Source organism: Pseudomonas lini, assembly GCF_964063345.1.
Lineage (GTDB): Bacteria > Pseudomonadota > Gammaproteobacteria > Pseudomonadales > Pseudomonadaceae > Aquipseudomonas > Aquipseudomonas lini_B.
In genome coordinates this window covers 4,697,729-4,718,274 of record NZ_OZ061318.1, presented here as the reverse complement: position 1 = coordinate 4,718,274, position 20,546 = coordinate 4,697,729, and the positions used below count along the sequence as shown (strand labels likewise).

21 protein-coding genes and 1 tRNA gene are annotated in these 20,546 nt (G+C 58.1%); 13 read left to right on the top strand and 9 right to left on the bottom strand.

Features of this window, described 5'->3' with window-relative positions; genetic code table 11:
- The first annotated feature begins 24 nt into the window (after positions 1–24).
- Positions 25–846, top strand: a complete 822-nt coding sequence (locus AB3226_RS21340) for an HDOD domain-containing protein (RefSeq protein ID WP_367374502.1) — start codon at positions 25–27, stop codon at positions 844–846.
- A gap of 176 nt (positions 847–1,022) precedes the next feature.
- On the opposite strand, the gene AB3226_RS21335 is transcribed toward AB3226_RS21340, so the two are convergent.
- Both AB3226_RS21335 and AB3226_RS21330 read right to left on the bottom strand, forming a co-directional pair.
- Complete coding sequence (locus AB3226_RS21335; protein ID WP_367374501.1) at positions 1,023–2,411, bottom strand: sensor histidine kinase; 1,389 nt, start codon at positions 2,409–2,411, stop codon at positions 1,023–1,025.
- Entirely contained in the window at positions 2,404–3,075 is a 672-nt protein-coding gene (locus AB3226_RS21330; protein ID WP_007898613.1) for a response regulator, read from the bottom strand. Before AB3226_RS21330 ends, AB3226_RS21335 begins: the two co-directional genes overlap by 8 nt.
- 234 nt (positions 3,076–3,309) lie before the next feature.
- Between AB3226_RS21330 and AB3226_RS21325 the strand changes: the two genes are divergently transcribed.
- The 5 genes from AB3226_RS21325 (at position 3,310) to AB3226_RS21305 (ending at position 8,685) form a co-directional block, all read left to right on the top strand.
- Positions 3,310–4,602, top strand: coding sequence for an OprD family porin (locus tag AB3226_RS21325; RefSeq protein WP_367374500.1), 1,293 nt, complete (start codon positions 3,310–3,312; stop codon positions 4,600–4,602).
- Between the two features lie 81 nt (positions 4,603–4,683).
- Entirely contained in the window at positions 4,684–5,619 is a 936-nt protein-coding gene (locus AB3226_RS21320) for a Bug family tripartite tricarboxylate transporter substrate binding protein (RefSeq protein WP_367375826.1), read from the top strand.
- A 58-nt stretch (positions 5,620–5,677) separates the two neighbouring features.
- Entirely contained in the window at positions 5,678–6,136 is a 459-nt protein-coding gene (locus tag AB3226_RS21315; RefSeq protein WP_367374499.1) for a tripartite tricarboxylate transporter TctB family protein, read from the top strand.
- A gap of 1 nt (position 6,137) precedes the next feature.
- Positions 6,138–7,652 carry a tripartite tricarboxylate transporter permease gene (locus AB3226_RS21310; RefSeq protein ID WP_367374498.1) on the top strand — a complete coding sequence of 505 codons (1,515 nt, stop codon included), beginning with the start codon at positions 6,138–6,140 and terminating at the stop codon, positions 7,650–7,652.
- A complete protein-coding gene (locus AB3226_RS21305; protein WP_367374497.1) occupies positions 7,645–8,685 on the top strand; it encodes an AbrB family transcriptional regulator in 1,041 nt (346 codons plus the stop codon). Before AB3226_RS21310 ends, AB3226_RS21305 begins: the two co-directional genes overlap by 8 nt.
- Before the next feature lie 102 nt (positions 8,686–8,787).
- Here the strand turns inward: AB3226_RS21305 and ung are convergent, their stop codons facing one another.
- Complete coding sequence (ung, locus tag AB3226_RS21300; RefSeq protein WP_008074486.1) at positions 8,788–9,480, bottom strand: uracil-DNA glycosylase; 693 nt, start codon at positions 9,478–9,480, stop codon at positions 8,788–8,790.
- 132 nt (positions 9,481–9,612) lie between these two features.
- On the opposite strand from ung, the gene AB3226_RS21295 reads away from it, so the two are divergent.
- Positions 9,613–10,725 carry an enoyl-CoA hydratase/isomerase family protein gene (locus tag AB3226_RS21295; protein WP_367374496.1) on the top strand — a complete coding sequence of 371 codons (1,113 nt, stop codon included), beginning with the start codon at positions 9,613–9,615 and terminating at the stop codon, positions 10,723–10,725.
- Positions 10,726–10,778: 53 nt separating this feature from the next.
- Here the strand turns inward: AB3226_RS21295 and AB3226_RS21290 are convergent, their stop codons facing one another.
- Together AB3226_RS21290 and AB3226_RS21285 are read right to left on the bottom strand one after the other, a co-directional pair.
- Entirely contained in the window at positions 10,779–11,234 is a 456-nt protein-coding gene (locus AB3226_RS21290; RefSeq protein WP_367374495.1) for a hypothetical protein, read from the bottom strand.
- A 211-nt stretch (positions 11,235–11,445) separates the two neighbouring features.
- Positions 11,446–11,682, bottom strand: a complete 237-nt coding sequence (locus tag AB3226_RS21285; RefSeq protein ID WP_367374494.1) for a hypothetical protein — start codon at positions 11,680–11,682, stop codon at positions 11,446–11,448.
- A 202-nt stretch (positions 11,683–11,884) separates the two neighbouring features.
- Between AB3226_RS21285 and AB3226_RS21280 the strand changes: the two genes are divergently transcribed.
- The 6 genes from AB3226_RS21280 (at position 11,885) to AB3226_RS21255 (ending at position 16,955) form a co-directional block, all read left to right on the top strand.
- Entirely contained in the window at positions 11,885–12,103 is a 219-nt protein-coding gene (locus AB3226_RS21280) for a cysteine-rich CWC family protein (protein WP_367374493.1), read from the top strand.
- Positions 12,104–12,148: 45 nt separating this feature from the next.
- A complete protein-coding gene (locus AB3226_RS21275; protein ID WP_367374492.1) occupies positions 12,149–12,841 on the top strand; it encodes a pseudouridine synthase in 693 nt (230 codons plus the stop codon).
- A gap of 316 nt (positions 12,842–13,157) precedes the next feature.
- On the top strand, positions 13,158–14,042 hold the full coding sequence (locus AB3226_RS21270) for an alpha/beta fold hydrolase (RefSeq protein WP_367374491.1): 885 nt from the start codon (positions 13,158–13,160) through the stop codon (positions 14,040–14,042).
- A gap of 181 nt (positions 14,043–14,223) precedes the next feature.
- Positions 14,224–14,297: transfer RNA gene (locus tag AB3226_RS21265), tRNA-Gly, on the top strand.
- Between the two features lie 327 nt (positions 14,298–14,624).
- Entirely contained in the window at positions 14,625–16,169 is a 1,545-nt protein-coding gene (locus AB3226_RS21260; RefSeq protein WP_367374490.1) for a Fic family protein, read from the top strand.
- 225 nt (positions 16,170–16,394) lie between these two features.
- The gene (locus tag AB3226_RS21255) at positions 16,395–16,955 is read left to right on the top strand and encodes a magnesium transporter (protein ID WP_367374489.1); all 561 of its coding nucleotides are present in this window, start codon (positions 16,395–16,397) and stop codon (positions 16,953–16,955) included.
- 31 nt (positions 16,956–16,986) lie between these two features.
- Here the strand turns inward: AB3226_RS21255 and AB3226_RS21250 are convergent, their stop codons facing one another.
- Genes AB3226_RS21250 through ctaD form a run of 4 tightly spaced genes read right to left on the bottom strand, consistent with a single transcriptional unit; the run spans position 16,987 to position 20,499 of the window.
- Entirely contained in the window at positions 16,987–17,304 is a 318-nt protein-coding gene (locus tag AB3226_RS21250) for a cytochrome C oxidase subunit IV family protein (protein WP_123499130.1), read from the bottom strand.
- Between the two features lie 13 nt (positions 17,305–17,317).
- On the bottom strand, positions 17,318–18,031 hold the full coding sequence (locus AB3226_RS21245) for a heme-copper oxidase subunit III family protein (RefSeq protein WP_367374488.1): 714 nt from the start codon (positions 18,029–18,031) through the stop codon (positions 17,318–17,320).
- Between the two features lie 6 nt (positions 18,032–18,037).
- Positions 18,038–18,727 carry a cytochrome c oxidase subunit 3 gene (locus AB3226_RS21240; protein WP_367374487.1) on the bottom strand — a complete coding sequence of 230 codons (690 nt, stop codon included), beginning with the start codon at positions 18,725–18,727 and terminating at the stop codon, positions 18,038–18,040.
- On the bottom strand, positions 18,724–20,499 hold the full coding sequence (ctaD, locus tag AB3226_RS21235) for a cytochrome c oxidase subunit I (protein WP_367375825.1): 1,776 nt from the start codon (positions 20,497–20,499) through the stop codon (positions 18,724–18,726). The genes AB3226_RS21240 and ctaD overlap by 4 nt, the downstream gene beginning before the upstream one ends.
- Positions 20,500–20,546 lie beyond the last annotated feature (47 nt).

Genomic DNA, 20,546 nt, shown 5'->3' with positions numbered 1-20,546 from the left:
GTCGCAATACCCTAGAGAAAAGAAATGATCGAGCTGGCGGATAAGGTCCAACAGGATTTGGTTGAGGCCATCGATAACGATGACCTGGTTCTGCCAACGTTACCGGAAGTGGCCCTGCAGATTCGCAAGGCCGCTGAAGACCCGGAAATCAGTGTCAGCACACTGAGCAAAGTGATTGGCCGCGATACCGCGTTGTCGGCGCGCCTGATCAAAGTGGTCAATAGCCCATTGCTGCGCGCAACCCAGGAAGTGACTGACCTGCACACGGCCATCACCCGGCTGGGCGTCAATTACAGTAGCAACCTGGCCATTGGCCTGGTGATGGAACAGATCTTCAATGCCCGTTCCGAAGTGGTGGAACAGAAAATGCGCGAAGTCTGGCGCAAAAGCCTGGAAATCGCCGGCGTCAGTTACGCGTTGTGCCGCAGTTATACGCAACTCAAGCCTGATCAGGCGGCGCTCGGCGGTCTGGTGCATCAGATTGGCGTGCTGCCGATTCTGACCTACGCCGAAGATCACTACGAATTGCTGTCTGACCCGATCAGCCTCAACCATGTGATCGACCGGATTCATCCGCTACTCGGCGATAAATTGCTCAGGGTCTGGGAATTTCCGGAAATGCTGGTGCAAGTGCCGGGGCGGTATCTGGATTTCAAGCGGCAATCGGAACGGGTCGATTATGTCGATCTGGTGCAAGTGGCCAGCCTGTATTGCCACAAGGACACCGATCATCCACTGGCTCGTATTGATCCATCCAGCGTACCGGCCTTCAAGAAGCTGGGGATCGATCCGGAGAACGAGGCGATGTGCAAAGATCTGGAAGAGTCGCGCTCGATGTTTTACTGATTGTGAACACAAGCAACTGTGGCGAGGGAGCTTGCTCCCGCTCGACTGCGCAGCAATCGTAAACCCGATAAATAGGGTTTAACTGAAATACTGCGGCGTATGGTTTTGGGGCTGCTTCGCCGCCCAGCGGGAGCAAGCTCCCTCGCCACAAAAGCCTCTGTGCCACAGGGTTGTCGTCACTCTCCCGCGATAAAACTCACCCGCACCTTCAGCCCCGCCTGCTCGCCATCGTGCAGGCTGATCTGCGCCAGGTGGGCGCGGCAGATCTCGCCGACGATGGCCAACCCCAGTCCCGATCCAGCCACCTGCTGGTTACGCCGATAAAAACGCTCGAACACCCGCTCCCGTTCTTCAAGAGGAATCCCCGGGCCATCGTCTTCGACCTCCAGCACCGCCGGCGCCATGACCCGCAGGATCACATTGCCGCCCGGTGGCGTGTGGGCCAGCGCGTTGTCCACCAGGTTGCTCAACAGTTCATTCAACAACGTCGGTTCGCCGCGCAGCCACACCGGTTCGTCAGCTTCCAGCGCCAACGCCACGCCACGTGCATGGGCCAGCGGCGCCATGGCCATACCCAGTTCCCGGGCCAACTGACTGAGGTCGAGCAATTGTGCACCGCCCTCGGCGATTGCCCGGGCACCATTCTCGACCCGTGCCAGTGAGAGCAATTGATTGGCCAGGTGAGTCAGGCGATCTGTGTTCTGGGCGGCGGTTTCAAGGGTGTTGCGCCAGGTTTCAGGTTCGTTCGACCGCATGCCCAGTTCGAGTCGTGCCTTGAGCGCCGCCAACGGGGTACGCAATTCGTGGGCGGCGTCGGCGATGAACTGCGCCTGACGCTCGAACTGCCCGCGCAAACGTTCGGTAAAGTGATTGAGCGCACGCACCAGCGGCCCCAACTCATGCTGCACTTCTACCAACGGCAAGGGCCGCAAGTCATCGGGCTGACGCTCTTCCACCGCCGTGCGCAAGCGCTCCAACGGGCGTAGCGCCGCACTGACCGCAAACCACACCATCAGCAACGCACCGATCGCCAACATGCCCAGACGCAACAAAGTGTCAGCCATCAGGCTGCGAGCCATGCGGACCCGCGCCTCATCGGTTTCCGCCACGCGGATTTCCGCCATGCCGTTCATGTTCGGCTCGCTGACCGCTTTGAGCAGGCTGACCACTCGCACATTCTGGCCTTGATAACTGGCGTTATAGAAACGCGCCAGCGCCGGATAATCATCGGTACGTGGCGTTCCCGGCGGCGGCGGTGGCAGGTTTTCGTAGCCCGAAATCAGCTTCTGATTGATGTCATTAACCAGGTAAAAAATCCGTCCGGCACTGTCGTAGGCGAACGTATCGAGGGCCACGTAAGGCACGTTGGCACTGAGGCTGCCATCGCGCTGGGACAGGCCCGCGGCGATGGTCCGCGCCGAAGCCAGCAAGGTCCGGTCATACGCGGTGTCGGCAGCTTCGCGGCCGTTCCAGTACGCGCTCAAACCACTGGCGAGCATCAACACCACCAGCAACAGCGCGAGGTTCCACAGCAACCGCCAACGCAGGCTGCTGAGCTTATGCATCGCGACTTTCCAGCAGGTAGCCAAGGCCGCGGAAGGTCACGATGGCTACTGGTTGACCATCGAGTTTCTTGCGCAAGCGGTGAACGTAGATTTCGATGGCATCGGGACTCGCCTCCTCGTCCAGGCCGAAAACCTGGGCGGCTAGTTGCTCCTTGCTCATCACCCGACCGGGACGGGCGATCAGGGCTTCGAGCACCGCCTGCTCGCGGGAAGTCAGGGTCAGCAATTCTTCGCCGAGGGTGAAGCGCCGGGTGTCCAGGTCATAGGCCAGCACACCACAACGCTGCTGGCGTTCACCGCCGAGCACACTGCGGCGCAGCAAGGCTTTGACCCGGGCCTCGAGCTCTGTCAGCTCGAAGGGTTTGGCCAGGTAATCGTCAGCCCCAAGGTTCAGGCCATGGACCCGATCCTTGACGTCGCTGCGGGCAGTCAGCATCAGCACCGGCAGGTTCTTGCCCCGGGCCCGCAGGCGCGCCAGCACTTCGAAGCCATCCATGCGCGGCAAGCCGACATCGAGGATCGCCACGGCGTATTCCTCGCTGCTCAAGGCCAGGTCGGCCGCCACACCGTCGTGCAGCACATCCACGGTCAGGCCGGTGCTCTTGAGCGCCTGAGCGACACTTTCGGCAAGCTGCAGGTGGTCTTCGACGAGCAGAACACGCATGGATCTTTACCTCATTCAGGGATGGTCGACGCCATTCTTTGGCGCGGAGTTTACAGCCGCATCCGTCGCTGTGAAGCCCGAAAACCGCGAAAGTAAGCTGAAAGGTTAGCGAAAGGTTGGCCAGTTAGAGTCCAGCCACGGACAGTTTCGACTGCCGTTGCTAGTGCCCATAGCAGTACGAGAAACGCCTCGAAGCGTTTTCGCCAATAAGAACAATAAACGGAGTACGTCACCATGCTGTCGATGCAGCTTCAGGCTCGCCCGCCTGCGCGTTTTTCCCGCCTCAGCCACACCGCCCTTGCCAGTGCCGCCGCCCTCGCCGGCTTTTCGCCGTTGAGCCAGGCTGCCTTCTTCGAAGACAGTACGGCAACCTTCGAAACCCGCAACATGTATTTCAACCGCGACTTTCGCGACGGCACCAGCGCCCAGCAATCCAAGCGGGACGAATGGGCCCAGGGGTTCATGCTCAATCTGCAATCGGGTTACACCGACGGCACCGTGGGGTTCGGTGTCGATGCGTTGGGCATGCTGGGGGTAAAACTCGATTCAAGTCCGGATCGCACCGGCACCGGTTTGTTGCCGACCCATGACGACGGTCGCGCGGCGGATGAGTATTCCAAGCTCGGCCTGACCGGCAAAGTGAAAATCTCCGCCACGGAGCTGAAAATCGGCAGCCTGATTCCGGAATTGCCGATCCTCAAGCCCAACGACGGGCGCATCCTGCCGCAGACCTTTGAAGGCGGCCTGCTGACCTCCAAAGAGATCAAGAACCTGACCTTCACCGGCGGGCGCCTGGAGAAATCCAAGGACCGCGACAGCACCGACTTCGAGGACATCGCCCTCAACAACAAGAACAGCCGCTTCGCCGGCACCGTGGCCGGCAAGCACTTTGACTTTGGCGGCGTAGACTACAAGTTCACCGACAAGATCACCGGCAGTTACCACTTCGCCCAACTCGATGAAGTCTACAACCAGCACTTCCTCGGCGTTGTCGCGTCGCAACCGTTCGGTCCCGGCACATTCGGCACCGACCTGCGACTGGCCATCAGTGACGACGAGGGCGCAACCCGTGGCGGTCCAATCGATAACAAATCCCTGAACGGTCTGGTGAGCTACGCCTTGAACGGGCATAAACTCAGCGCCGGCTATCAACACATGTCCGGTGACAGCGCTTTTCCCTACGTCGACGGCAGCGATCCGTACCTGGTCAACTTCGTGCAGATCAATGACTTTGCCGGCGCCGAAGAACACTCCTGGCAGGCACGTTACGATTACGATTTCTCCAAACTCGGCATTCCCGGCCTGAGCTTCATGAGCCGTTACGTAAGCGGTGACAACATCAAGCTCAAGAACGGTGATGAAGGCAAGGAGTGGGAACGCAACACCGAGATCAAATACGTCGTACAAAGCGGCACCCTGAAAGATGTCGCCGTACGCCTGCGCAATGCCACCTACCGTTCCAACTACTCTGCTCGCGATGCCGATGAAGTGCGTCTGCTGGTGAGCTATAGCGTTGCCCTTTGGTAATTCAGTACGTCCATAACAAAAACTCTTAAGGAGACTTGAATGAACTTATCACTGCGTAAAGTTGCTCTGGCTACCGGCATCATGCTGTTTGCCAGCCAATTGATGGCCGAACCCAAACGCCCGGAATGCATCGCCCCGGCCTCGCCGGGCGGCGGTTTCGACCTCACCTGCAAATTGGCGCAAAGCGCGCTGGTGAACGAAAAACTGCTGACCAAACCGATGCGCGTGACCTACATGCCCGGCGGTGTCGGCGCGGTGGCGTACAACGCGGTGGTCGCTCAGCGCCCGGCCGATGCCGGCACGCTGGTGGCGTGGTCCAGCGGTTCGCTGCTGAACCTGGCGCAAGGCAAGTTCGGTCGCTTCGATGAAACCAACGTCCGCTGGCTTGCCGCCGTCGGCACAAGCTATGGCGCCATCGCGGTGAAAAGCGATTCGCCTTACAAGACCCTGGACGACCTGGTTCAAGCGCTGAAGAAAGATCCGAGCAAAGTGGTGATCGGTTCCGGCGGCACCGTCGGCAGCCAGGACTGGATGCAAACCGCACTGATCGCCAAGGCAGCCGGGATCAACCCACGCGACCTGCGTTATGTCGCCCTCGAAGGCGGCGGTGAAATTGCCACTGCCCTGCTCGGTGGCCACATCCAGGTCGGCAGCACCGACATCTCCGACTCCATGCCACACATCCAGAGTGGCGACATGCGCCTGCTCGCGGTGTTCTCCGAGAAGCGTCTGGACGAGCCGGAAATGAAAGACATTCCGACCGCTAAAGAGCAAGGCTACGACATCGTCTGGCCAGTGGTTCGCGGTTTCTACCTTGGGCCAAAAGTCAGCGACGAAGACTACGCCTGGTGGAAAAACGCCTTCGACAAACTGCTGGCCTCCGAGGATTTCGCCAAGCTGCGCGATCAGCGTGAACTGTTCCCGTTCGCCATGACCGGCCCGGAGCTGGACACCTACGTGAAGAAGCAGGTCGCGGACTACAAAGTGCTGGCCAAAGAGTTCGGCCTGATCCAGTGATCGCCTCTGTCTAGCGGCCACGACCCCGGTTCTCGGGGTCGTGGCCCAGGAGTTCCTCATGCTCATACAACGCATTTTCGCTTCGGTGCTGTTGCTGGCCTGTATCGGCCTGGCGCTGATGGCGTGGCCGTATCAAGCGGCTTTTTCCTACGAACCGGTCGGGCCTCGGGCCTTCCCTCTGCTGATGCTCGGCCTGATGGGCCTGGCGTTGCTGTACATGGTGTTTCGACCGGCGCCGATCGTGCACAGCGACGATGACCCGAAACTGGACCGCGAAACCCTGACCAAAATCGGCATCTGCGTGCTGCTGTTGCTGGTGTTCGCCGGGACCTTCGAACCTCTGGGTTTCATCGTCGCCAGCATTCTGATCGGAGTCCCGATGGCACGCCTGTATGGCGGCCGCTGGCTACCCAGCGCGGTGATCATCAGCCTGATGGCTATCGGTCTTTATCTGCTGTTCGACAAGTTGATGGACGTGCCACTGCCGCTGGGCGTGCTCGACGTTCTGGAGAACTGACATGGATACTCTTGGCTATTTGGGTCAGGGCTTCGGCGTCGCGCTGAGCCCGTACAACCTGGTGACCGCGCTGTGCGGCACCCTGATCGGCACCGTCGTCGGGCTGTTGCCGGGGCTGGGTCCGATCAACGGCGTGGCGTTGCTGATTCCCATCGCGTTCGCCCTCGGCCTGCCACCGGAGTCGGCGCTGATCCTGCTGGCGGCGGTGTACCTGGGTTGCGAGTACGGCGGCCGGATCAGCTCGATCCTGCTGAACATTCCGGGCGAAGCCTCCACCGTCATGACCACCCTCGACGGTTACCCGATGGCCCGCAAAGGCCTGGCCGGTGTAGCGCTGTCGCTGTCAGCGTGGAGTTCGTTCATCGGTGCATTCATCGCAACGTGCGGCATGGTGCTGTTCGCCCCGCTGCTGGCGAAATGGGCGATTGCCTTCGGACCGGCGGAGTATTTCGTGCTGATGGTGTTTGCGATTGTCTGTCTCGGCGGCATGGCCGGCGACCGACCGCTCAAGACCTTCATTGCGGCGCTGATCGGTCTGTTTCTGTCGAGCGTCGGGATCGACGCCAACAGCGGCGTGTACCGTTTCACCGGGGATAACATTCACCTGACGGACGGCATTCAGTTCGTCGTACTGGTATTGGGTCTGTTCTCCATCAGCGAAATCCTCCTGCTGCTGGAAAAAACCCACCGCGGTCAGGAAGCGGTGAAAGCCACCGGGCGCATGATGTTTAACTTCAAGGAAGCTTCGGCGGTGTTCGTAGTGAACATCCGTTGCGGTTTGCTGGGCTTCATCATGGGCGTGTTGCCGGGTGCCGGTGCGACGTTGGCCAGCGCTGTGGCCTACATGACCGAGAAACGTATCGCCGGCGCCAAGGGCACGTTCGGACAAGGCGACATGCGCGGCCTCGCGGCTCCGGAAACCGCCATCGGTGGCGCCGCCTGCGGTGCACTGGTGCCGATGCTGACCCTCGGCGTTCCAGGTTCGGGTACCACGGCGGTGATGATCGGCGCACTGTCGCTGTACAACATCACTCCGGGCCCGCTGTTGTTCCAGCAACAACCGGACATCGTCTGGGGCCTGATCGCGTCGTTGTTCGTCGCCAACGTGATGCTGGTGATCCTCAACATTCCGATGATCCGCATCTTTACCCGCATCCTCGCCGTGCCAAACTGGGCGTTGGTGCCGGTGATCGCGATCATCACCGGGATCGGTGTCTACGCGGTGCATGCCACCACGTTCGACCTGTTCCTGATGATCGGCATCGGTATTTTCGGCTACATCCTGCGCAAGCTGGACTTCCCGTTGTCGCCGGTACTGCTGGGTTTCATCCTTGGTGGTCTGATGGAGCAAAACCTGCGTCGCGCGCTGTCGATTTCCAACGGTGCGCTGGAAATCCTCTGGTCGAGCCCGATCACGTTCGGTTGCTGGGTACTGACTGCAATCATGCTGCTGATGCCGCTGCTGCGCATCTGGCGCAAACGTTCGGTCGCCCGGCGCGCTATCGTCGATGTCTGATCGGCCCCCCTTCAAAAGCTGGTGGGGAACCCCGCTGGTCGGTCTGCTGGGCGGTTACCTCGCCAGCCAGATCGGCTGGCCATTGCCGTGGATGGTCGGCTCGTTGCTGGCGATCATCCTGGTGCGCTGTTTGACTCCCTGGCAATTGGCGGAAATCCCTGGCGGCCGCAAGTGCGGCCAGTGGATCGTCGGCATCGGCATCGGTCTGCATTTCACCCCGGTGGTGATGGAACAGGTGCTGAGCCACTTCGGTTTGATCTTCTTCGGTGCGTTGGTCACCAGCCTGTCCGCAGTGGTCGGGGTCTGGTTGATGCGGCGCACCGGGGAAGATCGCGCCACCGCATTCTTTTCCAGCATGCCCGGCGGCTCCGGGGAGATGGTCAACCTCGGCGCCCGCAACGGCGCGGTGCTCAGCCGTGTCGCGGCGGGGCAGAGTTTGCGGGTGTTGGTGGTGGTGCTGTGTGTGCCGGCGGCGTTCAAGTATCTGTTAGGCGACGGTGCGCCGGTCTTGCATCCAACGACCGTCGACTGGTGGTGGCTGGCCATTCTGTTCCCGGCGGGCGCCCTTGCCGCCTGGATCTGGGAGCGGCTGCGACAACCCAATCCCTGGCTGTTCGGACCGTTGCTGGTGAGTGCGACGGTGAGCATTGCTTGGGACCTGCACATCGGTCTGCCCAACGGCGGCAGTCAGATTGGCCAGTGGCTGATTGGCAGCGGGTTGGGGTGTCACTTCAATCGGCAGTTCTTCCGCCGGGCGCCGTCGTTCATGGGCCGAACCCTGCTCGGCACGGCGTTAACCATGTTGATCGCAACCTTGGCGGCATTGGGGTTGAGTGCGCTGACCCGTCTGGATCTGCGTTCGCTGACCTTGGGCATGATGCCCGGTGGAATTGCCGAGATGAGCCTGACGGCGGAGACCCTGCAATTGTCGGTGCCGCTGGTGACGGCGATGCAGGTGATGCGGTTGTTGTTTGTATTGTTTCTGGCGGAGCCGTTGTTTCGGTATTGGAACCGGGGGCCAGATTCTCCCTGATAGACCGAGTCGCTTTCATCGCGGGCAAGCCCGCTCCCACAGGGTCCGCGTAGTCCTTGTGGGAGCGGGCTTGCCCGCGATGGGGCCTTCACGGTCAACGCATCAAACCGACGGCAATCGCCACTCGATCGGCGTCTCGCCATTCTGCTCCAGAAACTTGTTCGCCCGGCTGAAGTGCCCGCAGCCGAGGAAGCCGCGATAAGCGGACAACGGCGACGGGTGGACCGAGGTCAGCACCAGGTGTTTGGTGGCGTCGATGAGTTTCTGCTTGCTCTGGGCATGCGCACCCCATAGCAGGAACACCAAATGTGGCTGATGTTCGCTGACCACTTCGATAATCCGGTCGGTAAAATATTGCCAGCCCTTGCCCGCATGGGCGTTGGCATTCGCGCGTTCCACGGTCATGGTGGTGTTGAGCATCAACACGCCCTGCTCTGCCCAACTCTGCAGGTAGCCATGGTTGGGAATATCGATGTTCAGGTCGCGCTTCAACTCTTTATAGATGTTCACCAGCGACGGCGGTGCCGGAACCCCTGGTTGCACCGAGAAGCACAACCCATGGGCCTGGCCCGGGCCGTGGTAAGGGTCTTGACCAAGGATGACCACTTTGACCTTGTCCAGCGGCGTGGAATTGAGCGCGTTGAAAATCATCGGTCCGGGTGGATAGATCTCTTTGCCCGCCGCGCGTTCCTGTTGCAGGAATGTGCGCAACTCTGCCATGTAAGGCTGGTCGAATTCGGCACGCAGTGCCTCCTTCCAGCTCGGTTCGAGTTTGATACGGTCGTCAGCAGTCATGGTTACATCCGGCAAAAACAATGGGGCGAACCCTAGGAAAGCTGACCATGCTTGTCAATTGATCTGACGCAGATCCGGCACTTTCCTATGGAGCGATCATACTGAACGCTCAATTTCCCGATCGAGGTCACGATGAATCTGCACTTCGAAGAACTCACCGGCACCGACGGCGCACGCATCGGCATCGCCAGCCTGGATGCCGAAAAGTCCCTCAACGCTCTCTCCTTGCCGATGATCAATGCCCTGCGCGATCAACTGGACGTCTGGGCCAAGGAGCCACAGATCGTTTGCGTGCTGCTGCGCGGCAATGGCGCCAAGGCTTTTTGCGCCGGCGGTGAAGTACGCAGCCTGGTGGAGGCGTGTCGCGCCCACCCCGGCGAAGTGCCGCCCTTGGCTGCAAACTTCTTTGCGGCAGAATATCGCCTCGACTTCAACCTGCACACCTACCCCAAACCGCTGATCTGCTGGGGTCATGGGTACGTGCTGGGTGGCGGCATGGGGCTGCTGCAAGGGGCGAGCATTCGGATTGTCACGCCGAGCAGCCGGTTGGCGATGCCGGAGATCGGCATCGGCTTGTACCCGGACGTCGGCGCCAGTTGGTTTCTGTCGCGGTTGCCCGGCAAGCTCGGATTGTTTCTCGGCCTGACCGGCGCCCAGATGAACGGTCGTGATGCAATCGATCTGGACCTCGCCGACCGCTTCCTGCGCGATGATCAACAGCATGAGCTGCTCGAAGGTTTGCTGCAATTGAACTGGCAGGAACAGACAGCCATGCAGCTCAACAGCCTGCTCAAGGCCTTGCAGCAGGAAGCGATCACGCAACTGCCCGAAGCGCAGTGGCTGCCTCGACGCGAGCAGATCGACGAACTATTGGATGTCAGCGACGTTCAATGCGCCTGGAAGGCCATCAGTGCGCTGCACGATCATTCTGATCCGCTGCTTGTTCGTGCCGCCAAAACCATGACTGAAGGCTCGCCCCTGACCGCCCATCTGGTGTGGGAACAGATCGATCGCGCCCGGCATCTATCGTTGGCTCAAGTCTTTCAGATGGAATACACCATCAGTCTCAACTGCTGCCGTCATCCGGAGTTCAGCGAAGGCGTGCGAGCGCGGTTGATCGACAAGGACCAGAAACCTCACTGGCACTGGCCAGACATCAACAATGTGCCGGAGGCGGCGGTGGAGGCGCATTTCCATAAGGTCTGGGAAGGCCGGCATCCTCTGGCTGACCTGTCGGAGTACTGAGTTTCGGGCACAAAAAAAGCGGCGCTTCATGCGCCGCTTTTTTATTGGGTGGTTTATCGGCGGTGGCCTCGGCCATCGTTATCGCCGCGACCGCGGTGATCACCCCATCCGCCACGCTGATCCCGCCCACTGTGGCCTCGATAGTTATCATTGCGGCCGCCTCGGTTATGGCTGTCCCAACCACCGCGGTCATGACGGTCCCATCCGCGATTCTGGTAGCCGCGGTAGTCGTAATAGCGAGGTGCCGATTGATAAACCCGCGGTTGGTGGTAATAACGCGGCGTTGGCTGGTAATACCGTGCAGGCGGTGAGTAATACCTGCGCGGGGCCGAGTAGTAACCACCATCGGAGTAGTAAGACCTGCCGCCGGAGTAATACGGCGCTGGGGACGTGTAGACCTCGGAACGGTAGTAGCTGTCTCCTCCATCGGAATAGGGTACGCACGCACCAAGAAACAATCCCGATAGAGCAATCAGCAGAATTTGGTGGAGCTTTTTTTGACAGAGCATGGCGGCCTCCTGGACCGCGAGTGAGCCATACCAGCGACGCTGGCAGGCGACAGTCAATTGTTCACAACTGTCGAAAGATCAGACAGTGAAATCGGAATCTGGTGCGTTCCTGCAACACTCTGAAACAAGTAGCCGATGAAAGGTTTTTCATCTACCCAGAAGAAAACGGCGCGCTCGTGAGGCCGGGCGCGCCGTTGTCTTCGTGAGTTGGTTAACGGTGTCCGCGATGGTGGCCACCATGGTAATGACGGGGCCCACTGAAATAATAGTAGCGATAGCCCCCGTAAAAACGCGGACCGCCGTAGTAGTAAGGAGAGTAGTTATAGCCGGGATAGTAATAAGGTGCCGGATAAACATCGGCACCACCTGCGTAGTAATAGCAGCCGGACAAGCCCAAACCAAAAAACACACAGAGCAGTATTCGACGGAGCTTTTTCTGACAAAGCATGGCGGCCTCCTGGAAGACCCGCAAACAACAGTCGGCACAGGCCGGCTGACACCTGTTTTGACTTTCAAACCGGCACCGAGTGCCAGATAGCACCTGGCCTTCAGATCAGCGGCCAGCTCAAGCTGGCTTGCGCATGGCTGCCAGCCGACCGATCATGCGCGGTCTCGGGCCAACAAACCGGCCGTAACCGAATTGCTCCTTCATGAATAAACCTGATCTCTGCCCGGCTTGCGGTGCCTCCAACGACTGCAGCCTGGCTGACCCGCGAACCGTCGATTGTGCCTGCTGGTGCTACGGCGTCAGCATCGATCCGGCGGTGCTCCAGGCACTGCCAGTCGAACTGCGCAACAAGTCCTGCCTGTGCCCGGCCTGCGCCCAGGTCGAGATGCAGTTGCAAGCAGCCGCTTGGCCGATCACGTAAGATGCGCGGCGCTCTTCCATCGAATCCTCCCACCGAAGCCTAGCCATGCGCGTTGACCGCTTCCTCAGCAACCTGCCTCGCTTCAACCGTAAGCAGGTACGCCTGTTGCTGGTAGAAAAGCGCGTCAGGGTCGACGGAGAAGTCGTCAGCGACCCTCACGCCGAGGTACTTGAGTTCAGCCGCGTGGAAGTCGACGACGAGGTGCTGCAAGTTGGCAAACCGGCCCGCTACTTCATGCTGCACAAACCACCCGGTTGCGTCAGTGCCACCCGCGACCCGCAACACCCGACGGTGCTCGAACTGATCGATGAACCGGATAAGGAAGACCTGCACATCGCCGGCCGTCTGGATTTCAACACCACCGGCCTGATGCTGATCACCAACGATGGCAGCTGGTCGCGACGCCTGACGCAACCGCAGACCAAACTGCCCAAGATCTACCACGTCGAGACGGAGCAGGACATCACTGCCGAATACGCGATCACCTTTGCCAAAGGGCTGTATTTCGCCTTCGAAGACCTCACCACACAACCTGCCGAACTGGTCGTACTCGGGCCAAAATCTGCGCGCCTGAGCATCGTCGAGGGCCGCTATCATCAGGTTAAACGGATGTTCGGCCACTTCGACAACAAGGTGTTGCGCCTGCACCGCGAACGCATGGGACCGCTGGTGCTCGACGACACGTTGAAGCCCGGCGAGTACCGGCCGTTGAGCAGCGATGAGATCCGATTGATCTAAGCAGGCGACCGCTCAGCAGAAGTCGCTAAAAATTTTACGAAAGATACTTGCGCGATGACGTGACCCCTGCTTGAATCAGGACGTCGGCGCGAAATGTGACCGGCGAGTCACCAAAACTACTCTAAGAAACTTTTTGCCGGCAGAGAACCCTCAGGTTCCGCCTTCCCCCGGCAAACTGCCCGCTTATAACAATACCCGTCGACCGGCCAGTAATGGATCGACATGGGCCTTCAAAAATTCCAGGCGTATGCCTACCTGTCACAAAGCTCGTGCAATCTGATTTGCGCGCATACCCGCTTGCCAGGAGTCTTATGTCATGAGGCCAGAAATCGCTGTGCTGGATATACAGGGTCAGTATCGGGTCTACACGGAGTTCTATCGCGCAGACGCCGCAGAGAAGACCATCATTCTGGTCAACGGCTCGATGTCCACGACTGCGTCGTTTGCACAGACCGTGAAAAACCTTTACCCAGAGTTCAATGTGGTGTGCTACGACCAGCCCTATGCGGGCAAGTCCAAGGCTCACAACCTGCATGAAAAAATGCTCACCAAGGAAATCGAAGGGCAGATCCTCCTTGAGCTGATCGACCACTTCGCCGCCGAACACGTGCTGTCGTTTTCCTTTGGTGGCGCCGCCACTCTCGTCGCCCTCGCCCAGCGGCCACGGCGCATCGAAAAGGCCGTGATCAGCTCGTTCTCGCCGGTGGTCAACGAGCACATGCTCGACTACCTCGAGCGCGGTGTCGATTATCTCGGCAGCCGGGACGGTAACCGGGTCGGTGACTTGGTGAACAGCACCATCGGCAAACACCTGCCCTCGCTGTTCAAGCGTTTCAACTACCGTCACGTCAGTTCGTTGGCCGAACATGAATACGGGCAGATGCATTTTCACATCAGCGACGTGCTCAACAGCGATCGTCAGTGCTACCTGAACGCGGCGAAGAAAATCAACGTGCCGGTGCTGTTCATGAACGGCGAATGGGACGAGTACACCGCCGCCGACGATGCCAAGCTGTTCGCCGGCCACGTGCAGCACAGCACCTTCAGCACCCTGCAGGCCACCGGCCACTTTCTCGACATGGAGCACAAAGCCGCCTGCCGAGACAGCCGCAACGCACTGCTGGGTTTCCTGAAACCGGCGCAACACGAAAGCCGGCCGCGTTACCAGTACGTCCAGGACCACCATGCATTGGCAATCTGAAACAGAGTCATCGCGAGCAAGCCCCGCCCTACATCGTTGAACGCACTCCTGTAGGAGCGAGGCTTGCCCGCGAATGACCGCTACGCGGTCGATGCTTTCGTTTCACCCGTGCTAAAGCCATCGCGCGCAAAGAAAAACTTCATTTTCACGCGCACATCTGGTACAAAGTCAGCCGCTCTGAGCGGGTGTCGTATAATGGCATTACTCCAGCTTCCCAAGCTGATAACGAGGGTTCGATTCCCTTCACCCGCTCCAATCGAATTTTTGTCTCACGTCAGTTTTTGACGGGGGATGCAGGAATAAAAAAACCGGCCTCAATGGCCGGTTTTTTTGTGTCTGGGGTTTGGTGGAATCGGGCTCTAAAACATCCCCAAATTTTCGTCCATTATTCGCTGATCGATGAGTAAGTGCTCTCGGGCGTTAACGACTACCCTGAAGTCCGTTAGCGTTTTTTTCGAAAAGCACGGATTTATTATCAAATTTCATCAAGCGTTAATGTTTTCACATCTATGAAAATTAGCGTTTTCGCATATGATCGATCTTCTGTTAGCGTTTTTCTTGCCCCAGTAAAGGATTTCGTCAATGCAAGTCGGTTTCAAGACACTCGCAAACCGTTACGACATCGCACTGGCACAGCCTCTACGAGTCGACTCGATGATCGGCACTATACGTGTCAGTCGCGAAAGTGACGGAAATGTGGAGAACCGGTATCCGGCAAGCTATCGGCCCGCAGACGATTTCGCAGGACATTTCGAATTCGGCCTCAAGTACGAAGAGATCCATCTCGAGTTCTTCGCCCGCCTGTTTGCGGCCATAGGTCCGCAGCCAGTCGAAGACTGGTGTCGACGGGAGCCATTCGGCCAGTACGCCCGTCGCACGGGATTCCTCTACGAATGGCTGACAGGGCAACGTCTGGATGTGCCAGACGTGACCAATGGCGGCTATGTTGATGTACTTTCGTCAAAAGATTACCTGACGCGTCGCGATGCACTGAGAACGCGACGTTGGCGAATCAATAACAATCTGCCGGGGACGGCTGGGTTCTGCCCCTTGGTTCGTCGTACGGCGCCAGTGCAGGACGCTCTGCAATTCGATCTGCGCGAGGCATTGGATGAATTGGATCAGGCCTTTGGCCCCGACATCCTGATGCGTACCGCCAGCTGGCTGACGCTCAAGGAATCGCGCGCGAGCTTTCTCATTGAAAAGGAAGCCGACCAGGCCGATCGTATCCAGCGGTTTGCCCATGTCATTGCCCAGTACTGCGGACATATTGAAGACCCGTTGAGCGACGATAGCCTGCATTCCCTGCAAGCAGGCATTCTGGGGCGCGACGCCATTGGACTGGGCTTGCGGCGCTCCCCTGTGTTTGTGGGGCAGGCCACGATGCGCGAGGACATCGTGCATTACATTGCCCCCCATTTCGCGGATCTTGCGCTGCTATTGGCAGGACTCAACGAGTTTGAGGTCGCAACGCGTGGTGCGGAATCAGTGGCACGTGCCGCTGTGTTGGCATTTGGCTTCGTGTACATCCATCCCATGCGCGATGGCAATGGCCGGATTCACCGCTTCCTTATTAACGACACCCTGATTCGAGATAACGCAGTGCCCGACGGCGTAATACTGCCGGTGTCAGCCACAATCACGAGTTCGATCGACTTCAGGGCCGGCTACGACCGTACGCTCGAAGTGTTCTCGCGACCGTTCATGCGACGTTACGCTGCGGCCTATAGGTTCGGCGAACTCGTGACCTATGAGGACGGGACTCGCAGCAACTTCATTTTCGATGAATACGAGGACGCGTGTTTTGCCTGGCGGTATCCCGATCTGACCGAACATGTCCTGTACACCGCACGCGTCGTCGAGCACACGATTCGAAAGGAAATGGCGGATGAAGCCAGAGTACTGGTGATCTTTCAGCGAGCTCAGGAGCAGCTGAAAGAGGTACTGGAAATGCCAGACCTGGATGCGAACCGCATCATCCGTTCCATCAAGGAGAACGGCTGGGTGGTGTCCGGCAAGCTAAAGAAAGGGTACCCGCAGCTTGAAGATGAGCGCATGGCGGGACGCGTCGTGGAGGCCGTGCGTTCTGCGTTTGAGGATCGAGAGATGGGTGCAGGCGAAGAGTAATTCTTCGGCGGCTTCGGATAAGCCTTTGATCCCCCGTTTTTCACACCCCTAATGCTGCCGCTGAATCTTGACACTGACAATCCTGCATGCTAGCGAATGCTATACTTCCAACGAATTGCATAAAGTGTGCAACGTTCCCCATGGACAAAGATACCGACTGCAAATCTCAGTTAAAGGCTGCCGGACAGAGGAGGTCTACAGCCAACACGAGATGGGAGGTGTGGCATGAATCGGCACTATTACATCAGTGACAATCTCGACGATCTCGAAGCCGTTGAAAATGAACTGGAAGCCAACGGCATCAATACCGAACAAATTCATGTGCTCAGTGAACAAGTGGCTGATGTTGAAGAACATCACCTCCACGAGGTTAACTCGTTAATGAAACAGGATGTTGTTCACTCTGGCGAGATAGGTGCGTTGGTCGGCGTGCCACTCGCGGCGCTGGTCCTTGGCGGCGCCTATTGGATGGGCTGGACCGAATCCGCCGCAGGGTGGGTGCCTTTTATCTTCCTGGCCATTGTTATATTTGGCTTCTGCATCTGGGAAGGCGGTTTTTTTGGTATCCAGGTGCCGAATGCTCACTTCCGCAATTTTAAACAGATGGTAGAAGAGGGAAAACATATCTTCTTCGTGGATGTTGAACCGAATCAGGAATCGGTATTGGACCGGGTAATCGAACATCATCCAGCGCTGACGATCGCCGGCACGGGAACGGCAGCTCCCCACTGGACAGTGGCCTGGCAGCACAAATGGCATCAGTTCAAGCGAGTGATATCGGGTTAACCCTGAAGACTCATGGCCATTCGGAAGCGGCTTATTGGCCGAAGGAAATGACCCGGCTGAGGAAAACATAGTCTGCCTCGGTGGCCATCAGTCCGACGAGCACCAGTAAACATAAAGGTGGCAACAGTATGGCGTAGACCATGGCCAACCGTTCCCAGGCCATATGCATGAAGATGGAGACAATCAAACCTGCCTTCAACAACATGAAAGTGATAATCAGGGACCACCGAAGGTAGCCATGGAAGTGGAAATAGTCGACAAGGTACGACAGCGTGCTGAGGACGAATAACAGCCCCCAGATTTTCAGGTACAAACTGATTGGATGTTGCTGACCCTGAGCATGTGCCATCACCCGTGCTCCTCTACCATAAATAGAAGAAAGCAAAAATAAACACCCACACCAAATCCACGAAGTGCCAGTAAAGCCCGGCTATCTCGACGTTCTGATAATTGCCGGAGCGTTCATAATCTCCCCGCAATACTTTCATCGCCACAATGCTGAGGTAGATGGCTCCGATTGACACATGCAGTCCGTGGAAACCGGTAATCATGAAAAAGCTGGCACCAAACTGCGCCGCCCCCATGGGGTTCCCCCAGGGACGCACTCCTTCCGCGATGAGCTTGGTCCATTCAAATGCCTGCATGCCGACGAAGGTCACTCCCAAGGCAGCGGTCGCCAGCATCAGGGCAGTAGTTTTCGCGCGATCACGGCGATAGGCGAAATTAACGGCCATGGCCATGGTGCCGCTGCTACTGATCAGCACAAAGGTCATGATGGCGATCAGAATAAGCGGGATTTCTCTGCCGCCGATCGTCAATGCGAACACTTCACTGGGGTTCGGCCAAGCGGTGGTGATGGTCATGCGTACCGACATGTAGCCGGTTAAAAAACAGGTGAATATAAACGTATCGCTGAGCAGGAATATCCACATCATCGCCTTGCCCCAAGGGACCTGCTTGAAGACCTCTCTATCTGAGGACCAGTCGCTGGCGATGCCCTGCCATCCCGGTGCAGGCGATGAGTCTGGTGGATTGGATGAACTGGATTCGCCTGGGGCAAGTGGGTGCGATGCCATGGCTTTTTACCTCAGGCCGCAGAATCTGGCGATGGCTTCATAGGTCTCCGGCGTGCTGGCCAGCAAAGCGAATAGCACGAACCAAAGACCCAGTAAGTAGTGCCAATAGGTGGTACAGAGCTCTACGCTGACGCTGAGTTGCGCCAACGGCACGCGACGCAGGAATTTAGCGACGATTATGCTCCAGGCTATCAGCCCGCCCAGCAGGTGGAGCCCATGCAGGCCGGTCAACAAGTAGAAGAAACTGTTGGCCGGATTGCTGGCGACAAAGTAGCCCCAGGCGACAAACTGCTGCCAGACCCAGAATTGCCCCACCAGAAAGGCAATGGCAAATACGCCCCCCAATGCAAAACCAATGACCGTAGCGTCCGGTCGAGCCTGCCGGGCGGCCATACGCGACCACTGCAGTGCGATGCAACTCAATACCAGAAAAGCCGAATTCAGCCATAACTGCCGGAGACTGGCTAACGGCGCCAAGGGGTCTGTCAGGGGGAGCCAGTCGGCCATTTGTGAACGGGCAATAAAGGCGATCAGGAAGAGAAAGAATAACGAACTCACCACGACCAGAAACAAGCGCAGGCCCACTCTTGCGATTTGGCTTCTATCAGCCTCGGTGGCCTGAATACCCCCAGGGTCGCGACTCCAACTGCCACCGGGGTCAGCACCGTCGGCGTTTCTCAATAGCAGCCTTTTCATGTTTTAACGTCCGCTATCTTGGTTCCGGCACTCAGTTGCCGCATCTGCTCCAGCTCCTCGGCGGAGACGGTTTGCGGAACGAAATCCTGTTCTATCCCCGGCACACTGTAGTCATAGGCCCAGCGATGCACGACCGGCAGCTTCGCTCCCCAGTTACCGTGTACCGGCGGGGTGTTCGGCGTTTGCCATTCCAGACTGGCCGCGCCCCACGGGTTACTGCCTGCGGGCTTGCCCTTGAATGCACTCCAGGCCAGGTTGAACAGGAACAGCAGCTGGGAAACGCCGACGGTCAATGCGATCACCGTAATGAAGGCATTCAACTCTTGCGCCGACTGCGGGATGAACGCGTAGTTTTCATAGGCGTAGTAACGGCGTGGCATGCCCTGGAAACCCAGATAGTGCATGGGGAAAAAGATGGCGTAGGTACCCAGAAAGGTAATCCAGAAATGCAACTTGCCCAGGGTGTCATTCAACAGGCGCCCGGTGACTTTCGGGAACCAATGATAGATGCCGCCGAACACCACCAATACAGGTGCGACCCCCATGACCATATGAAAATGGGCTACGACGAAATAGGTGTCCGAGAGCGGAATATCCACGATCACATTGCCGAGAAACAACCCGGTCAGACCGCCGACCAGGAAGGTGACGATAAAGGCCAGGGCAAACAGCATCGGCACGGTCAGATGGATATCGCCCCGCCACAGGGTCAGCACCCAGTTGTAGACTTTCAGTGCGGTCGGCACCGCGATGATCAAGGTGGTGACGGCGAAGAAAAAGCCAAAGTACGGGTTCATTCCGCTGACATACATATGGTGTGCCCAGACCACAAAGCTGAGTACGCCAATCGCAATAATGGCCCACACCATCATTCGGTAGCCGAAGATATTTTTACGTGCATGCGTGCTGATCAAGTCGGAGACCAGGCCAAACGCAGGCAGAGCAACGATGTAGACCTCCGGGTGGCCGAAGAACCAGAACAGGTGCTGGAATAATATTGGGCTACCACCCTGGTGATCGATCTGCTGCCCCAGCGAGATCATCGCCGGCATAAAGAAGCTGGTGCCCAACAGCTTGTCAAACAGCATCATGACCGCACTGACGAACAATGCCGGGAAGGCCAGCAAGGCCATAATCGAGGCCATGAAGATTCCCCATACGGAGAGCGGCATGCGAAACAATGTCATGCCGTGCGTGCGTGCCTGCAACACCGTGGTGACGTAGTTCAACCCGCCCATCGTGGCTGCAACAATAAAAATCGCCAGGGAGACGAGCATCAGGACGATGCCCCACTCGACCCCCGGTGTCCCCTGAGAAATGGACTGTGGCGGATAGAGCGTCCAGCCCGAACCAGTGGGGCCGCCGGGGACAAAGAAACTGGAGAGCAACACCACTACCGCTAGCAGGTAGAACCAGTAACTCAGCATGTTGACATAGGGGAAGACCATGTCGCGGGCCCCCACCATCAGCGGGATCAGATAGTTGCCAAAGCCACCCAGAAACAAGGCCGTCAGCAAGTAAATGACCATGATCATGCCGTGCATGGTCATCGCCTGATAGTAAGCACTGGCGTCCATGAACTCCAAAGCGCCGGGGAAGCCAATCTGTATGCGCATCAAGCCAGACAACACCACGGCGATAACGCCCACGAAAATAGCCGTCAAGGAATATTGAATGGCTATGACCTTGTGGTCCTGACTCCAGATATATTTGGTCAGGAAGCTTTTGGGTTCGTGTAGTGCTTCTGTTTCGGCTTGCTCCGCATAGGCCATCACGTCATCCTCCTGTTCGAAGTTTCGGTGCATTCCTGGCTGCTTTA

What these genes read in the sequence shown, in the direction of transcription:
- AB3226_RS21315 (WP_367374499.1), top strand. Translation starts at nt 5,678, where the DNA reads ATGCTCATACAACGCATTTTCGCTTCGGTGCTGTTGCTGGCCTGTATC.
- AB3226_RS21305 (WP_367374497.1), top strand. Translation starts at nt 7,645, where the DNA reads ATGTCTGATCGGCCCCCCTTCAAAAGCTGGTGGGGAACCCCGCTGGTC.
- AB3226_RS21325 (WP_367374500.1), top strand. Translation starts at nt 3,310, where the DNA reads ATGCTGTCGATGCAGCTTCAGGCTCGCCCGCCTGCGCGTTTTTCCCGC.
- AB3226_RS21330 (WP_007898613.1), bottom strand. Translation starts at nt 3,075, where the DNA reads ATGCGTGTTCTGCTCGTCGAAGACCACCTGCAGCTTGCCGAAAGTGTC.
- AB3226_RS21245 (WP_367374488.1), bottom strand. Translation starts at nt 18,031, where the DNA reads ATGGCATCGCACCCACTTGCCCCAGGCGAATCCAGTTCATCCAATCCA.
- AB3226_RS21320 (WP_367375826.1), top strand. Translation starts at nt 4,684, where the DNA reads ATGCTGTTTGCCAGCCAATTGATGGCCGAACCCAAACGCCCGGAATGC.
- AB3226_RS21285 (WP_367374494.1), bottom strand. Translation starts at nt 11,682, where the DNA reads ATGCTTTGTCAGAAAAAGCTCCGTCGAATACTGCTCTGTGTGTTTTTT.
- AB3226_RS21240 (WP_367374487.1), bottom strand. Translation starts at nt 18,727, where the DNA reads ATGAAAAGGCTGCTATTGAGAAACGCCGACGGTGCTGACCCCGGTGGC.
- AB3226_RS21280 (WP_367374493.1), top strand. Translation starts at nt 11,885, where the DNA reads ATGAATAAACCTGATCTCTGCCCGGCTTGCGGTGCCTCCAACGACTGC.
- AB3226_RS21310 (WP_367374498.1), top strand. Translation starts at nt 6,138, where the DNA reads ATGGATACTCTTGGCTATTTGGGTCAGGGCTTCGGCGTCGCGCTGAGC.
- AB3226_RS21260 (WP_367374490.1), top strand. Translation starts at nt 14,625, where the DNA reads ATGCAAGTCGGTTTCAAGACACTCGCAAACCGTTACGACATCGCACTG.
- AB3226_RS21335 (WP_367374501.1), bottom strand. Translation starts at nt 2,411, where the DNA reads ATGCATAAGCTCAGCAGCCTGCGTTGGCGGTTGCTGTGGAACCTCGCG.
- AB3226_RS21270 (WP_367374491.1), top strand. Translation starts at nt 13,158, where the DNA reads ATGAGGCCAGAAATCGCTGTGCTGGATATACAGGGTCAGTATCGGGTC.
- AB3226_RS21250 (WP_123499130.1), bottom strand. Translation starts at nt 17,304, where the DNA reads ATGGCACATGCTCAGGGTCAGCAACATCCAATCAGTTTGTACCTGAAA.
- AB3226_RS21255 (WP_367374489.1), top strand. Translation starts at nt 16,395, where the DNA reads ATGAATCGGCACTATTACATCAGTGACAATCTCGACGATCTCGAAGCC.
- AB3226_RS21340 (WP_367374502.1), top strand. Translation starts at nt 25, where the DNA reads ATGATCGAGCTGGCGGATAAGGTCCAACAGGATTTGGTTGAGGCCATC.
- ctaD (WP_367375825.1), bottom strand. Translation starts at nt 20,499, where the DNA reads ATGGCCTATGCGGAGCAAGCCGAAACAGAAGCACTACACGAACCCAAA.
- ung (WP_008074486.1), bottom strand. Translation starts at nt 9,480, where the DNA reads ATGACTGCTGACGACCGTATCAAACTCGAACCGAGCTGGAAGGAGGCA.
- AB3226_RS21295 (WP_367374496.1), top strand. Translation starts at nt 9,613, where the DNA reads ATGAATCTGCACTTCGAAGAACTCACCGGCACCGACGGCGCACGCATC.
- AB3226_RS21275 (WP_367374492.1), top strand. Translation starts at nt 12,149, where the DNA reads ATGCGCGTTGACCGCTTCCTCAGCAACCTGCCTCGCTTCAACCGTAAG.
- AB3226_RS21290 (WP_367374495.1), bottom strand. Translation starts at nt 11,234, where the DNA reads ATGCTCTGTCAAAAAAAGCTCCACCAAATTCTGCTGATTGCTCTATCG.